The organism is Pedobacter sp. 01N310, assembly GCF_056399805.1.
The window spans coordinates 287,370-301,692 of record NZ_JBFTSB010000006.1 but is presented as its reverse complement, the minus strand read 5'-3'; the positions used below and the strand labels follow the sequence as shown (position 1 = coordinate 301,692).

14 protein-coding genes are annotated in these 14,323 nt (G+C 37.1%); 8 read left to right on the top strand and 6 right to left on the bottom strand.

Features of this window, described 5'->3' with window-relative positions; all coding sequences use genetic code 11:
- Positions 1-34: 34 nt before the first annotated feature.
- Positions 35-532, top strand: a complete 498-nt coding sequence (locus AC1DNH_RS15015) for a hypothetical protein (protein WP_477579341.1) — start codon at positions 35-37, stop codon at positions 530-532.
- A 24-nt stretch (positions 533-556) separates the two neighbouring features.
- Entirely contained in the window at positions 557-1,483 is a 927-nt protein-coding gene (locus AC1DNH_RS15010; protein ID WP_057932456.1) for a bestrophin family protein, read from the top strand.
- Positions 1,484-1,628: 145 nt separating this feature from the next.
- Here the strand turns inward: AC1DNH_RS15010 and AC1DNH_RS15005 are convergent, their stop codons facing one another.
- On the bottom strand, positions 1,629-1,976 hold the full coding sequence (locus tag AC1DNH_RS15005) for a hypothetical protein (protein ID WP_477610735.1): 348 nt from the start codon (positions 1,974-1,976) through the stop codon (positions 1,629-1,631).
- Positions 1,977-2,381: 405 nt separating this feature from the next.
- Positions 2,382-4,340: a DNA topoisomerase (ATP-hydrolyzing) subunit B gene (gene gyrB / locus AC1DNH_RS15000; protein WP_029279682.1), complete on the bottom strand. Its 1,959-nt coding sequence runs from the start codon at positions 4,338-4,340 to the stop codon at positions 2,382-2,384.
- A gap of 741 nt (positions 4,341-5,081) precedes the next feature.
- Here gyrB and AC1DNH_RS14995 point away from each other — a divergent pair.
- Both AC1DNH_RS14995 and AC1DNH_RS14990 read left to right on the top strand, forming a co-directional pair.
- Positions 5,082-5,681: an OmpH/Skp family outer membrane protein gene (locus tag AC1DNH_RS14995; RefSeq protein WP_477585032.1), complete on the top strand. Its 600-nt coding sequence runs from the start codon at positions 5,082-5,084 to the stop codon at positions 5,679-5,681.
- Positions 5,682-5,764: 83 nt separating this feature from the next.
- A complete protein-coding gene (locus AC1DNH_RS14990) occupies positions 5,765-6,241 on the top strand; it encodes a nucleoside deaminase (RefSeq protein WP_215129351.1) in 477 nt (158 codons plus the stop codon).
- Between the two features lie 50 nt (positions 6,242-6,291).
- Here AC1DNH_RS14990 and AC1DNH_RS14985 read toward each other — a convergent pair whose 3' ends face one another.
- Complete coding sequence (locus tag AC1DNH_RS14985) at positions 6,292-8,217, bottom strand: TlpA family protein disulfide reductase (RefSeq protein ID WP_477625478.1); 1,926 nt, start codon at positions 8,215-8,217, stop codon at positions 6,292-6,294.
- A gap of 109 nt (positions 8,218-8,326) precedes the next feature.
- Between AC1DNH_RS14985 and AC1DNH_RS14980 the strand changes: the two genes are divergently transcribed.
- A complete protein-coding gene (locus tag AC1DNH_RS14980; RefSeq protein ID WP_477585029.1) occupies positions 8,327-9,100 on the top strand; it encodes an EcsC family protein in 774 nt (257 codons plus the stop codon).
- Here the strand turns inward: AC1DNH_RS14980 and AC1DNH_RS14975 are convergent, their stop codons facing one another.
- Positions 9,101-9,502, bottom strand: coding sequence for an RNA-binding S4 domain-containing protein (locus tag AC1DNH_RS14975; RefSeq protein WP_029279693.1), 402 nt, complete (start codon positions 9,500-9,502; stop codon positions 9,101-9,103).
- A 248-nt stretch (positions 9,503-9,750) separates the two neighbouring features.
- On the opposite strand from AC1DNH_RS14975, the gene AC1DNH_RS14970 reads away from it, so the two are divergent.
- Both AC1DNH_RS14970 and AC1DNH_RS14965 read left to right on the top strand, forming a co-directional pair.
- Entirely contained in the window at positions 9,751-10,569 is an 819-nt protein-coding gene (locus AC1DNH_RS14970; protein ID WP_184469604.1) for a 2,3,4,5-tetrahydropyridine-2,6-dicarboxylate N-succinyltransferase, read from the top strand.
- A gap of 15 nt (positions 10,570-10,584) precedes the next feature.
- Positions 10,585-11,778 (top strand): glycosyltransferase family 4 protein, encoded by a 1,194-nt coding sequence (locus tag AC1DNH_RS14965; RefSeq protein WP_477583453.1) that lies wholly within the window; start codon positions 10,585-10,587, stop codon positions 11,776-11,778.
- 290 nt (positions 11,779-12,068) lie between these two features.
- Here the strand turns inward: AC1DNH_RS14965 and AC1DNH_RS14960 are convergent, their stop codons facing one another.
- The gene (locus tag AC1DNH_RS14960; RefSeq protein ID WP_215129341.1) at positions 12,069-12,626 is read right to left on the bottom strand and encodes a DUF4136 domain-containing protein; all 558 of its coding nucleotides are present in this window, start codon (positions 12,624-12,626) and stop codon (positions 12,069-12,071) included.
- Between the two features lie 161 nt (positions 12,627-12,787).
- Positions 12,788-13,558, bottom strand: a complete 771-nt coding sequence (locus tag AC1DNH_RS14955) for a GLPGLI family protein (RefSeq protein ID WP_477583455.1) — start codon at positions 13,556-13,558, stop codon at positions 12,788-12,790.
- Positions 13,559-13,653: 95 nt separating this feature from the next.
- On the opposite strand from AC1DNH_RS14955, the gene AC1DNH_RS14950 reads away from it, so the two are divergent.
- The gene (locus AC1DNH_RS14950; RefSeq protein ID WP_477583457.1) at positions 13,654-14,220 is read left to right on the top strand and encodes an L-threonylcarbamoyladenylate synthase; all 567 of its coding nucleotides are present in this window, start codon (positions 13,654-13,656) and stop codon (positions 14,218-14,220) included.
- Positions 14,221-14,323 lie beyond the last annotated feature (103 nt).

The following is a 14,323-nucleotide window of genomic DNA, read 5'->3' as shown; positions in this document are numbered from 1 at the left end:
ATAATTTTTCAATTCATTTAAACAAGATATAGCAATGAAAACAGTATTAGTACCAACCGACTTTAAATTAGAAAGCATTAAAATTATTGATGCACTTATTCAACATCAAAAAAATGAAACCTTAAACATCATTTTTGTACATGCCTTTAAATTATCGGATTCTATAACCGATATGTTAATGTTGAGTCGCCGCAGCCGCGATTACGAAAATGTTAGCGACGAATTTTATCAGCAGATAAATCAGGCCAAGGCAAAATACCCTAGTCAGATCAATGCCATTGGAATCGAATATTTTTACGGAAGTACAGTAGCCGCTTTCAAAAACTTTATCGAAGCTTTTGATGTAGAGCGCATTGCCTACTTGAAAGAATACAATTTTACGCCGATCAACAAGTATAGCATCGACCCTAAAATATTAACAGAACGTGCAGGCTGCGAAGTAATTCAATTAAATACATTAACTGTTCATGCCAGTGAAAATTTAATTGACACAAAAATATACGAAACACAGTTGCAAGAAGCAAACGCTTAATTATCACATTTTAAACTTTATACTATGCTGTTACGAAATAATATTCCGCTCACTTATATATTCGGAAAGATCAAAAAAGAACTCCTGTTTGTTATTGGCTACTCTATAGGTATTGTGGTATTGTATGAAAACTTTCATGTTACACGCATTTCCATTCCTGTAGCTGTACCAGCGCTGCTGGGAACAATCATTTCACTTCTATTGGCGTTCCGGTCTAACCAGGCTTACGATAGATGGTGGGAAGCCAGAATTCTTTGGGGTGCTATTGTTAACGATTCTAGAACCCTGTCGCGCCAGATATTATCTTTTGTAGAAAATCCTTATGGTTTAGATGAGGTTGAGGCATTTAAAGAACGTTTTATAAAAAGGCAGATTGCCTGGTGTTATGCCTTAAGTCAATCGCTAAGAGGTTTTAACCCACGCAAAGGTTTGGAAGAATACCTGTGTGCAGAGGAAATCGCTTTTATTAAAAAACGTAAAAATGTAACTACAACAATATTGGAGTTACACGCCATGGACTTAAAAAAGGCATTGCAAGAAGGCTGGATCAATAAATATCAGCAAATAGAAATCGATAAAACCATTACAGCTTTATGCAACCACATGGGCGGATCGGAAAGAATAAAAAACACCGTTTTTCCGGTTACTTATAGCAAATATATTAACATGTCTATCCATCTATTCATCGTGTTACTGCCTTTTGGCTTAATTGAATACTTTGGTTACATGGAAGTTCCATTAGTGGTTGCCATAGCTGCCTTCTTCCTATTAGTAGAAAAAATGGCGGTGCATCTTCAGGATCCTTTTGAAAATAAACCTACAGATACCCCGACAACAACAATTTGCCGAACTATCGAAAGAGATTTGTGCCAAATGCTGGATGACAATAAAATATACGAGGACAAACCTCAAACCGAACTGGCACCTGTAGGGTCATATTACATTCTGTAATAATCATTGCCATAAAATAATCTCATCCATTGAGATGGTTAGTTAATCAAAATGTACTTGTACTGGATAGCACAGTCATTTTGAAAGGTTTATAGTAATACAAAGCCATTCGTAAACAGAATGGCTTTGTTTTTATATTGCTAAATTAATTTACGACTACAGTGTGTGTTCCATCTGGATTAACAATTATTGATGTGCTTCCATTATTAATTACAGTAGAATGTGTTGCGTTAGGATTTACAATAACAGATGTACTCCCATTATTGATCACAGTAGAATGTGAACCGTTTGGATTAACAATAGTAGATGTGTTGCCGTTTTTGATCACCGTTGAGTGCGTGCCATCCGGATTAACTATTGTTGCCATATTCCCGTTATTTACCACAGTTGAATGAGTTCCATTGGCATTAACAATGGTAGAAATATGTCCGGGGCTACTAAAAGCTGAATGTGTAACATAGGGATGCATTGCTATTGAGGTCTTATAATCCATTGAAGATTTTAGCTTAGGGATAACCTTCAATTTCAACAATTGAGTCGCTGGACGCGTCTTTTGACTTTTACGCTGTGATTGCGCACTAACTATTATCGAGCCCGATAATAGCAGTAAAATAATTCCTGCTTTTTTCATTTTGATTTTATTTGTGTGTAAATAAATTTACAAAATAAAACGCGACACATTCATAATATAGCAATAAATTAATAGCCTATTTTCGGGCGAAGTCAGATGTTTCCATCTGACTTATGACAATTAAATTTATCCAAACTAGAAAAATTCAATATAGTGTAAGGTGGTAACATCTTACACCACGATCCAACAAAAAACCCTCTCCAAGTTTAATCTTGAAAAGGGTTCATTTATTTTGATATCAGCTTTTTCTTTGAGCGTTCAGCTCAATTAAGCATCAATTTTCGCATATTTTGCATTACGCTCAATAAACTCTCTACGTGGAGCAACTTCATCGCCCATTAACATAGAGAAAGTGTGATCGCATTCTGCAGCACTTTCAATAGTAGCCTGTAATAAAGTACGTGTAGCTGGGTTTAAAGTAGTATCCCAAAGTTGTTCTGCGTTCATCTCACCCAAACCTTTGTAACGTTGAATGTGTACGCTGTCTTCTTTACCATTACCTTTAATACGTTGTACAGCTGCATCGCGTTGTACATCATTCCAGCAATATTCGAAATCTTTACCTTTTTTAACCTGGTAAAGCGGTGGCGATGCAATGTAAACATAACCTGCTTCGATTAATGCCCTCATATAACGGTAGAAGAATGTTAAAATCAAAGTGGTAATGTGAGAACCATCAATATCCGCATCCGTCATAATTACGATTTTGTGGTAACGTAATTTAGTTAGGTTTAATGCTTTATCATCTTCTGGCGTACCAATACTCACACCGATAGCGGTAAACATGTTTTTGATCTCATCATTCTCATAGATTTTGTGCTCCATCGCTTTTTCTACGTTCAAGATTTTACCTTTTAGTGGTAAAATAGCCTGAATATTTCGATCACGACCTTGTTTAGCGGTACCACCCGCCGAGTCACCCTCTACCAAATAAATTTCACATTTTTCAGGATCACTGTCTGAGCAATCGGCCAATTTCCCAGGCAAACCAGAACCACCCATTACACTCTTACGTTGAACCATCTCACGCGCCTTACGTGCTGCAGCACGGGCCGTAGCAGCTAAGATCACTTTGTTAACGATCATTTTAGCCTCTTTCGGATTTTCTTCCAAATAAGCACCTAAAGCTTCACCAACAGCAATATCAACCGCACCCATTACCTCGGTATTACCCAATTTGGTTTTGGTTTGGCCTTCAAATTGAGGTTCTTGTACCTTAACCGAAACCACAGCTGTTAAACCTTCTCTAAAGTCATCACCGGTGATTTCCATTTTCAGGTTTTTCAATAGGCCAGATTTATCGGCGTAACTTTTCAGCGTACGTGTTAAACCTCTACGGAAACCTGCAATGTGTGTACCTCCTTCATGTGTATTGATGTTGTTTACATACGAGTGCACATTTTCTGAGTAGCTATCGTTGTACTGAAAAGCCAGCTCAACCGGAACGCCATTTTTAATACCATCGATATAAATCGGTTCTGGTAAAAAAGATGCACGTGTTCCATCTAAAAATGTAACAAACTCTTTTAAGCCACCTTCTGATTCAAAAACTTCTGATAAAAAAGTACCATCATCCAATTTCTCACGCTCATCAGTTAGGGTTAATCTAATTCCTTTATTCAGGAAAGCCAACTCACGTAAACGACCAGCTAAAGTATCGTATTTATATTCAGTAGTTTGTGTGAAAATGGTAGCATCTGGACTAAAAGTTACAATGGTACCGCGTTTATCGGTTTCACCAACTTCTTTAACATCGTATAAAGGTTTACCGATATTATATTCCTGCATCCATATTTTACCTTCGCGGTGAACTTCGGCTTTTAGATGTGTAGATAAAGCGTTAACGCAACTTACCCCCACACCGTGTAAACCTCCAGATACTTTGTAGGTATCTTTATCAAATTTACCACCTGCGTGTAAAACCGTCATTACGATTTCAAGCGCTGATTTATTTTCTTTTGTATTGATCCCGGTTGGAATACCACGACCGTTATCTTCAACCCTGATGGAGTTACCCTCTAAAATTCTAACGTCGATTGTATCAGCATGACCGGCCAAAGCCTCATCAATTGAGTTATCTACAACCTCGTAAACCAAATGGTGTAAACCTTTTACACCAGTATCACCTATATACATTGAAGGGCGCTTACGCACCGCTTCTAAACCTTCTAAAACCTGTATATTATCTGCCGAATAATTTGACTTTAAATCCTGTTCTTCGCTCATATTTTAATTAAAAACAATAAGTATCAAAAATACGGAAATTTTGGCATTTAAACTAATATGTGGATAAATTTTGAGCTGTTAAGAGATTACAGTTAAAGCGATTAAAACAGGTTTAAATCAGGTTTTGGAAAGCAAAACCAGCATTCCAATCCATGCCTCTTCCTGCTTTCCATTATAAGACCCGCAGAAGAAGCGGGAGCATTCCATTTCAATAGGGTTTAGGTGGCCACAACCTGCAAATATTGTAGGATTATCGCACCAGCCCGCCAAACGTTCCGACGGAACGAAAACGCCAATTATTCAATTGGCTACCTACGAAACGTCCCTAAGGGGACGCTAAAGATTAAGATTTCTAAATCGCAACCCGTTCCAGAGGAACGCCTCATGGGTAGAAAAAAAATGAAACGTTTTTTCGTTCCGTAGGAACGTTTCGTATTTGAAATTTGCTATTGCCACCCTGCAACCCCAAATGGCGTTACTAGCCGTGCCACCTAAACCCGATGGCAGCGGGCATGAAATAAAGCGGACAGCGGGACGAACAACGATTTGAAATACTGACCTTGCTTTTCAAATCACCACTTATCATATTGCGCGGTTAGTGGTAGGCGCTTAGCGTTTAGTAAATTAAACGCTTTACGCACTACGCCAAACTCAAAATCTCTCTTGTGTTGCGACAGACTTTTCTTTAAATTGGATATAAAAACTAATTTATATAAGTTTGCTAAAATTTATTAAACAAGAATGGAAAGAAGAACCTTTAAAACCTTTGGTTTACTTGCAACAGCAACTTTGATAACTGCTTTCTCTGCATGCCAGAACAAAGACACTAAAACTACTGAAACTAAAAAAACAGAGGGTACTACTGCAGCGGTTTCTCAAGCTGAGAAAATTGTGTATGTAAACTCCGACTCGTTACTTACAAAATATGAATACTTCAAAGACCTAAAAGTGAAATTTGAAGGTAAGACCAAAAATGCTCAGGCAGACATGCAAGCTAAAGGTCAGGCTTTTCAAAGAGAAGTTGCACAATACCAGCAATCGGCACAAACTTTATCTGCCGATCAACGTAAAAGCACTGAAGAGCGTTTAGCACGTAAACAACAAGAACTACAAACTTACCAACAAAATGCTGGTGGTGCTTTACAGAATGAGCAAGCTGCTGAGAATGAAAAACTTTATGATAAAGTGGCTGATTACTTAAAAGGTTACGCTAAAGAAAAAGGTTATAAAATGGTTTTAACTTACTCAAAAGGTAACAGCGCTATTTTATTTGCCGACGAAAGTTTAGATGTTACTTCAGAAGTAATTAAAGGCTTAAACGCAGAATACAGCAAAAAATAAGCGAATAGCCATTAAAATATAAATGCCTCGTATAAAATCGGGGCATTTTTTTTGTGCTGTTTTTTATAAAAGATCAAATTAATATGGACAATCAACATCAGGAATATATGCGGATGGCAATCGAGTTATCCGTACAAAATGTAAGCGAAAGCATTGGTGGGCCTTTTGGAGCTGTAGTGGTAAAAGATGGGAGGTTGATTGCTAAATCGGCAAATAAGGTAACCTCTACCAACGATCCAACTGCGCATGCAGAGGTTTCGGCAATCAGGCTGGCCTGTACAGAATTAAACACTTTCGATTTAAGTGGCTGTGTAATTTATACCAGTTGTGAACCTTGCCCCATGTGTTTAGGCGCCATTTATTGGGCAAGAATTGATACGATTTATTATGCAAATACCAAGGCTGATGCCGAACACATTGGCTTTAGTGATAAATTTATCTACGAAGAGCTAGACAAGCCGATGGAAAACAGAAGCCTGCCGGTTATCCAACTGATGCGCGATGAAGCCCTGGCAGCTTTTAAGCTATGGGAAACCTCACCAATGAGGATAGAATACTAAAACAGGAAAGGTGCCGATAATCAGCACCTTTCCTGTTTGGAAATCATTGTTTATTTGCTCGATTCTTTTCCTGCCAGCAAGCCGATCATCGAGTCTATTTCTTTCACCACACCATCATCAGAGCCAGAAAAACCTACTGCTTTAAACCTGATATTACCATCCCCATCAATCACAAATTTGGTTGGGATTCCATCAACTTTATAGGCGCTTACCACATCAAATTCGGAAGGGTCTTTTACGTTTTTGGTATCGTACAGCACATTAAAATTGTATTTTTTTGCAGTAATAAAATCAGTTACCAATTTTTCTCTATTCTCTTCTGTTTGCCAGGTATTTACAAACAGGAATACCACATTTGGATTACTGGCATATTTGTTTAAGGCTTTTTGCATGCCTGGGAAAGAAGACACGCAAGGTCCACACCAGGTTGCCCAATAATCTAAAATTACAATCTTTCCCTTCAAACTGGCTAGACTTACGGTTTCGCCTTTAAGATTTGTTAATGAAAACGCAGGGGCTGGAATATTAATCATTTTTTTTATCCATTCTGCGCGCTCTTTTTCTAAGGCTGCTTTTTCTAAATTGGCCAGGTAAGTTTCATAAGTTCCATCTTTCTTTAGTTTAGTATAAAGCACTTTAAATTCGTTCTTTAACGAATCATTGCCTTTACCCTCTTTAATTAATTTTTCGGCCTCAGTATAAGCTTTATCATCCTGGCCATCCTTAATTAAATAAGTTACATAACGGGACGATACATCGGGCGGAACTGTCGCATATAAAGGAATGGCTTTCTCTTGCATAGCTAAAGCCTCTTTAAATTTTCCCTGATGATATAACAACAGTCCATAAGTATCAGCATACATACCATAAGCGCCGTCTAAATATTTGAGGTATTCTTCTTTAGTGTTGTAATATTTTGGCATCTCATCATTTCTTGATGCTTCTATCAGTTCGAGCGATTGTTTTGAAAGCTGAACAGCAAGCTCGATATTCTCTTTTTTCTCAGCAGACGGCCAGGCAAAACTATTGTTATACAAACTTGCCCTGGTCATTTTATCGGTGACCTTCTTGGCGTAATCCTGAAATTTCTCCAGATCTTTAGCTTTTATAGCGCTGTTAGCCAACATACTATAAATTGAGTTCAATCTACCTGCATCTACTGTTTTACCTGGATCAAGTTTAAAGGCGGCAATCATTTCTTCGGCCTTTTGTATTTGTGTGGCAAAATCTTTTGTACCATAAAGTGAATTCATACCATCATTCCAGGCGTAATTTCCTGTAGGGTATTTTTTAATTATGATGGCTTTAACAGAATCTGCCTGAGTTTTTTTCTTTAATAGTGAGTAAAGGCTTAAAGCTGTACCTAAATCTTCTTCTTTTGGTTCTTTTAGTTTCGATAACGCAGAAATATTCTCATTGATTAGTTTCGTTCCTTTATCCTTATCTGCTTTGTACTCTAGCGACAGGTATTGGTTTAGATTTTTCTTTTTCAGCTCGGGTTTTAAAGCAAAAGCTTGTTTATACAGTGAAACGGCCTTTTCTGGATCGATAGTAAGACCCAAATAGTAATTTCCTGCCAATCCGTACAAAAAAGCTTCGTTAAGATAAGCTTCAGCTGGCACTCTCCCTGCTTTAGTAAATTCTAAAACATAACCGGCAGGCGCTTCATCTTTTTTATCACCTACCGAAAAAGCAAGTCCAACTATGGTAACGCTATCCGGAGTAGAAATTTCTCCCTTATAAACCGTTCCGTCTTTAGTGAGTTCAATTTTAGTGCTTTTGGGATTCGATTTTGAAAAAAAAGTATAACTGGTACATTTTACATCAGCCAAATTTTCGAGATTGGTCCCCTTAGGGTCGTAAGTAAATTTAACTGTACTTCCTGCTGCAGGCGTATTAGCAGAAAATTTCACGCCTTGTGCATTTGCTACTCCAGCAGCAAATACGAGTAAGCATAACAATTTTAAGGTTTTCATAATGAAAGGATTAAGTTCATATTTAGGTAACTAAATATATAGTTTATTCTTTATTCTTCAAAGTTATTTTATGTTAAATTTTAAGGAATAATTATTGTAGTAATTAAGCATGACCTACGAACAAAAAATAAGTAGTGAACTAAATTTCTGGAAGTTTAAAACCTTGCAAAAACCTTCGCTCTTGAATAAGGTAACTAATAAGGTGCAGAAGAAAATAAACAGTTATATTCCTGATAAAGTTCATAATGCCATAACTACTGCGATTAAACAGATGGTTAAGGCTGTGCTTTTTGGTTCTACATTTACCACATCGAAACCAATTACCGATTTAACCTTGATGCACCGCGAGGCATTAATTAAGCAAAAGATAGAAAACTATAAAAAAACAGGTGCGGCAGAAGGCGGAATTACAGGAGCAGGAGGTTTTTTAATGAGCCTAGCGGATTTCCCCCTATTGCTGGGCATAAAGATGAAGATGCTTTTTGATATTGCTGCAGTTTACGGATACGATGTTAAAGATTACCGCGAACGTTTATATATTTTACACATCTTCCAGCTGGCCTTTTCAAGTAAAAAAGAAAGCCAGAATATATTTATGAAAATGCAGGATTGGGATGATAAAGCCCATCAATTACCTACCAATATTGATGAATTTGACTGGCTTACCTTCCAACAGCAATACCGCGATTATATTGATTTAGCGAAACTTGCGCAGATGCTTCCATTTGTAGGGGCAGCAGTCGGTGCAGTCGCCAATTATAAATTGATAGAAAAACTGGGCAAAACAGCAATGATGAGTTACCGGATGCGGTATTTCGGTTTGCAGTATGCAGTGATCAGTTCGCAGGAAACCGAAAACCGTAAACTGCAAACTGAAAACTAACTAATCCTCCTCTTCGAACATTCCTCCTATCAAATCGTCAGTTTCACGTCTGTCTTTTTTAGTCGGACGGCCAGTACCTCTATCGCGTTTTAAATTTGGTGCATGAAACATCGATTTAAAAGCATGCGTTTCTTCAACAGGCGTTAAATCTTTATATTTTGTTAAGGCTGTTGGCGAATCTGTTCTGTTGTACGACAGTTCTACCACTTCGATAATTTTCTTTTCAATCCCTTTCGATACCTGATAAACCTCACCAACTTTCACAATAGCAGAAGGTTTAATATTCTGTCCTTTGAGTTTCACTCTTCCTGCTTTACAGGCATCGGTGGCCAAGCTCCGTGTTTTAAACAACCTGATCGCCCACAAATATTTATCTATCCTAAGTTTTTCTGTCTCTGTCATAAAATTCAAAAATACATAATTAGGTTAATTCCTATGTTGATTAATTGTAGAAACTGGTTAATCGGTTAGCTGCAGAATACGCCTAACCACAATTAACCTAATTCATAAGAATTTAACGATTAAGCACCCCGCAGACCCAGTTAACCAATTCAAACGATTAACCAGTTAACCTATCTACAAAACAATTTAAACAATTAACCATTTAATAAGCAAAAATTGATTTATTTTGCGTAAAATTTAAAAACATCATGTATTCAGATTTAAAGAAATTAATTGAAGCCGCTTGGGAGGATAGAACCCTTTTAAAATACAGTAACTATTGCGAAGCCATTGAAGCCGTTATTATGGGCCTTGATAAGGGTGAAATCCGTGTTGCTGAGCCAGTTTTAAACTCTTGGGGCATTAATGAATGGGTAAAGAAAGCAGTAATTTTATATTTCCCAATTCGCGAGATGAAAGAAATTAAAAGTGGTCCTTTTGTTTACCACGATAAAATGGATTTAAAAACCGATTATAAAACAACTGGTGTACGTGTTGTGCCTATGGCAAGTGCACGTTATGGTGCGTTTTTAGCAAAAGGTGTAATCATGATGCCATCGTACGTAAACATTGGCGCTTACGTTGATGAAGGTACTATGGTTGATACCTGGGCTACTGTTGGTTCTTGTGCACAAATTGGTAAACGCGTTCACTTAAGTGGTGGTGTGGGTATTGGTGGTGTTTTAGAGCCTGTACAAGCTGCTCCGGTTATTATCGAAGATGATGCATTTCTAGGCTCTAGAGCAATTGTAGTAGAAGGTGTTAAAGTAGAAAGAGAAGCTGTTTTAGGTGCTAATGTGGTATTAACTGCATCAACTAAAATTATTGATGTTACCGGTCCTACACCAGTAGAATATAAAGGAATTGTTCCTGCACGTTCGGTAGTAATACCAGGAAGCTATACTAAAAAATTCCCTGCAGGCGAATTCCAGGTACCTTGTGCTTTAATTATTGGTAAACGTAAAGAAAGTACAGATAAGAAAACTTCGCTTAACGATGCGTTGAGAGAAAATAACGTAGCGGTTTAAGCTGAAAGCACAAAGGTGAAAGCTGAAAGCAAAACTCAAAAAGCCGAAAGTAAAGAACTTGAGCAATCAAGCTTTAGTCTTTCGGCTTTAAGCTTTTCGCTCAAAATCGGATACGATGGCAAGCGTGCTGCCAATAACTTAACAGGATTAGGTAATTACAGCCGGTCTTTAATTGAGCATTTGGCACATCAGTTTCCTCAGCATCAGTATTTGGTGTACGCTCCAAAAGTAAAATCTGCTAAACAGATTGATGCTTTTCTCGCAAATGAAAACATCGAACTGAAGCTTCCAAAAAACGGGCCTTTTTTATGGCGAAGTTTAAACATCCTTAAAGATTTAAATCAAGATGGTTGCCAGATTTATCATGGGCTCAGTCATGAAATTCCATTAGCCATACAACATACCCGGATTAAATCGATCGTTACCATTCATGATTTAATTTTTCTTCGCTTCCCTCAGTATTATAAATTTATCGACCGGAAATTATACGAGTGGAAAAGCAAATCTGCTTGTAAACGGGCCAATAAAATTATCGCCATCAGCGAAAAAACAAAAGAAGACATTATTGATTTATATGGGATCAGTTCTGAAAAAATTGAGGTAATTTACCAAAGCTGTGATGACAGTTTTAAAACACCTTTTGCTAAAGAAACCTTAAGCCGCATTAGGGCAACTTATAAACTGCCTGAAAAATACATCCTAAACGTTGGTACCATTGAAGAGCGTAAAAACCTTATATTGGCTGTTCAGGCTTTAAAAGAGGTTAATGAGGAGTATAAACTGGTGGTAATAGGTAAACAAACCGCTTATTTTAAAACCGTTGAGAAAGAAATAGAAAAGCTCGGCCTTAAAAACAGAATTCTATTCTTAAAAAATATCCCTTTTGCCGATCTGCCTGGCATTTACCAAATGGCAAATGTTTTTGTTTATCCTTCCTTTTACGAAGGTTTTGGCATTCCGATTATCGAAGCCCTCTATTCTGGGATCCCCGTAGTCGCAGCAACCGGGTCATGCCTGGAAGAAGCTGGCGGACCAGATAGCTTATACATTTCACCTGATGATGCTAACGGACTTGCAAAAGCCATTAATCAAATTCTTGAAAGACCACAACTCCAAAAAGAGATGAAGGAAAAAGGACTGGAATTTGTTCAAAAATTCAACGGTCCTATTGTTACGCAGCAATTAATGGATTGTTATTTGTCTCTTTAATCGTTACATTAATAATATATTTTAAAAATATATTACAATGTATTTTTTATGAGTGTCGTCACCCTGAATTCATTTCAGGGTCTTTCATGCTAAAAAGATGCTGAAATAAATTCAGCATGACGATCGCATTAGGCAAAGGAGCTATTAAAAGCAATCATTACAACCCAATATTTAATCGAACTTGTGTTAATAAAAACAGGGCTGGAATTTGTTTAAAAATTCAACAGCCCTATAGCTACTCAGCAATTAATGAATTGCTATTTAGATATTTTAACGTAACGGTTACAGCTTTATTTAGCAGCAGTAACAGTTGGTGGATATTGCGCCAATATTTCTTTTACGCCGGTGTATAAACGTTCTTCTCTTTTGTTAAAGCTATCGAGGTTAAAACCGGATCCCTGTCCGTGCCAGAATAAGATCTTTTTAGCAGGATCTAAGAAATCTATAATGATTGTACCTTCAATATATTGGTTTACATAGGTTCCGCCGCCGCCCCAGAAAGGGTTTCCCCAGCCGCCACGCCAGCCCCATCCCCAGCCACCGTAGTAACCTGGACCATAAACATCGGTTTTTTCCCGGGCAACTACCACCAAATTCACCAATAAATCAGGTCGGTCTGATTTCGTAAATCCTTTGGCATTCATTTCAGATTCAACCGCGGCTATTAATCTGCGTTTATCCAGATTATTAAGCTTAACCCTTGCTATGCCTTTATCGTAAAAATTGTAAGTTTTGTAACCGCTCAAATCAACATTTTTATCATAATCTGATGCGGTGCGGAGTGTTGTACATCCTGCTAATGCCAATACCACTGTAAAAAGCATTAATAATTTTTGTGCTGTTCTCATTTTGTGCGTTGTTCTTTAAATAACCTGAATTAAATATAACGATTTTGACAATCAAAAAGGAAAATCATTTATATTTTTTACAATCAGATTGTTATCTGTAAAACGATTTCTGTTTGATTATGTTTTGATGCTATCTATCTGTGATTAAGTATTTTACAAAATCAATATAATTCCTTAATAGGTGCAACTGTTTGTTTGATATTACTTGATCCCGTTAGAGAATAAGTAACTACGTCATTATTTTTTTCTACATCCTTTTTATTTGCTTTCCACTTTGAAATAAACGTGCCATGACTGATCATTTCATGATCGGTAAAAGCATTTGGCATTTTTAGTTCTATAGGAAACTGGTCTACATATTCTATTTCTTCTAAAGTATAGCGATATATATTTTCAGTATCGCTCACTTCAAATATAATGCCTGGCAAACCGCCGAATTTCCATGGCCCAGCTTTAACTAAATTATCTTTTTTAAACCAGGCAATATATTTACGCCCTCTAAACTCGGTTTCGGCCCTCATACAAGTTTCGCCATTAATTTTCCTTGTTTCTGAAGAGATTTTCCAATTAAAATTGTTCAACGTATCCACCACTAAATAAGTTGCCTTTGACCAGATGTTTTCCGCATATATAAGACCAGAAATATCTGGCGATTTCAACACAAATGGCATCCTTTTCTCATTGTCTTTCACCATCAACTTAACCCTTGTCCTCCTACGTAGGCCCTCATAGGTCGTATCATTCTTAAAACTGGTACTACTTGGGATAACTATTTCTAACGACCGCCCATTTAAATAATATTGCTCTAATTTTATATTACTGGTTATTCCACTAATATTGATGTTGTTTGTATAATGAAATATGATCTTTTTTTGAGCAATAACGAATGGAGATAAACAGATAAATATTGCGAGGGCGAATAACTTTTTCATATTATTTTAGCATTTGCATAAAAATATAGACTCTTAGAGTCAAAAACCAAACATTAACATTATTTAACTTCCTCTTAATAAATTAACTTTGTAAAATGCTAAGAGACGAGATTAACAAAGCTTTTGAAGTATTAAAATCGGGCGGGGTGATCCTCTATCCTACCGATACCATTTGGGGAATAGGTTGCGATGCCACAAATCCTGAAGCAGTGGATAAAGTACTTAAAATAAAAAACCGTCCTGCCGAAAAAAGCCTCATTGTGTTATTGGATGTAGACAGCAAACTGCAAAGTTATGTTGCCGAAATACCTGATGTGGCTTATGATTTAATTGAATATGCTGAAAATCCTTTAACGATTATTTTCTCTGGCGCAAAAAACTTAGCCCAAAATGTAATCAATGCCGACGGAAGTGTGGGGATCAGAATTGTTAAACACGATTTTTGCACACCATTAATCCAACGCTTCAGGAAACCTATAGTTTCTACCTCTGCAAATTTAAGCGGGCAGCCTTCGCCAAAATTCTTTGACGATATAGCCCCCGAAATTATTGATGCTGTTGATTATGTGGTAGATTTTGAGCAGGAAAACCGAACCAACAGAAAGCCATCAACCATTATGAAACTTTCTCCCGGCGGACAATTTGAGTTTATTAGGAAGTAAGCCTCAATAGTTTTTATTAATTTCGCATCATTAAGTAATTCGTCACCCAATTTATTTTCAGAGACTTAATACTAATAAATGCTGATCTCGCACATTCGGGACA

Coding starts and splice junctions, on each gene's coding strand:
- AC1DNH_RS14990 (WP_215129351.1), top strand. CDS start 5,765: ATGGACAATCAACATCAGGAATATATGCGGATGGCAATCGAGTTATCC.
- AC1DNH_RS14980 (WP_477585029.1), top strand. CDS start 8,327: ATGACCTACGAACAAAAAATAAGTAGTGAACTAAATTTCTGGAAGTTT.
- gyrB (WP_029279682.1), bottom strand. CDS start 4,340: ATGAGCGAAGAACAGGATTTAAAGTCAAATTATTCGGCAGATAATATA.
- AC1DNH_RS14960 (WP_215129341.1), bottom strand. CDS start 12,626: ATGAGAACAGCACAAAAATTATTAATGCTTTTTACAGTGGTATTGGCA.
- AC1DNH_RS14950 (WP_477583457.1), top strand. CDS start 13,654: ATGCTAAGAGACGAGATTAACAAAGCTTTTGAAGTATTAAAATCGGGC.
- AC1DNH_RS15005 (WP_477610735.1), bottom strand. CDS start 1,976: ATGGATTATAAGACCTCAATAGCAATGCATCCCTATGTTACACATTCA.
- AC1DNH_RS15015 (WP_477579341.1), top strand. CDS start 35: ATGAAAACAGTATTAGTACCAACCGACTTTAAATTAGAAAGCATTAAA.
- AC1DNH_RS14970 (WP_184469604.1), top strand. CDS start 9,751: ATGTATTCAGATTTAAAGAAATTAATTGAAGCCGCTTGGGAGGATAGA.
- AC1DNH_RS14995 (WP_477585032.1), top strand. CDS start 5,082: ATGGAAAGAAGAACCTTTAAAACCTTTGGTTTACTTGCAACAGCAACT.
- AC1DNH_RS14975 (WP_029279693.1), bottom strand. CDS start 9,502: ATGACAGAGACAGAAAAACTTAGGATAGATAAATATTTGTGGGCGATC.
- AC1DNH_RS15010 (WP_057932456.1), top strand. CDS start 557: ATGCTGTTACGAAATAATATTCCGCTCACTTATATATTCGGAAAGATC.
- AC1DNH_RS14985 (WP_477625478.1), bottom strand. CDS start 8,217: ATGAAAACCTTAAAATTGTTATGCTTACTCGTATTTGCTGCTGGAGTA.
- AC1DNH_RS14955 (WP_477583455.1), bottom strand. CDS start 13,558: ATGAAAAAGTTATTCGCCCTCGCAATATTTATCTGTTTATCTCCATTC.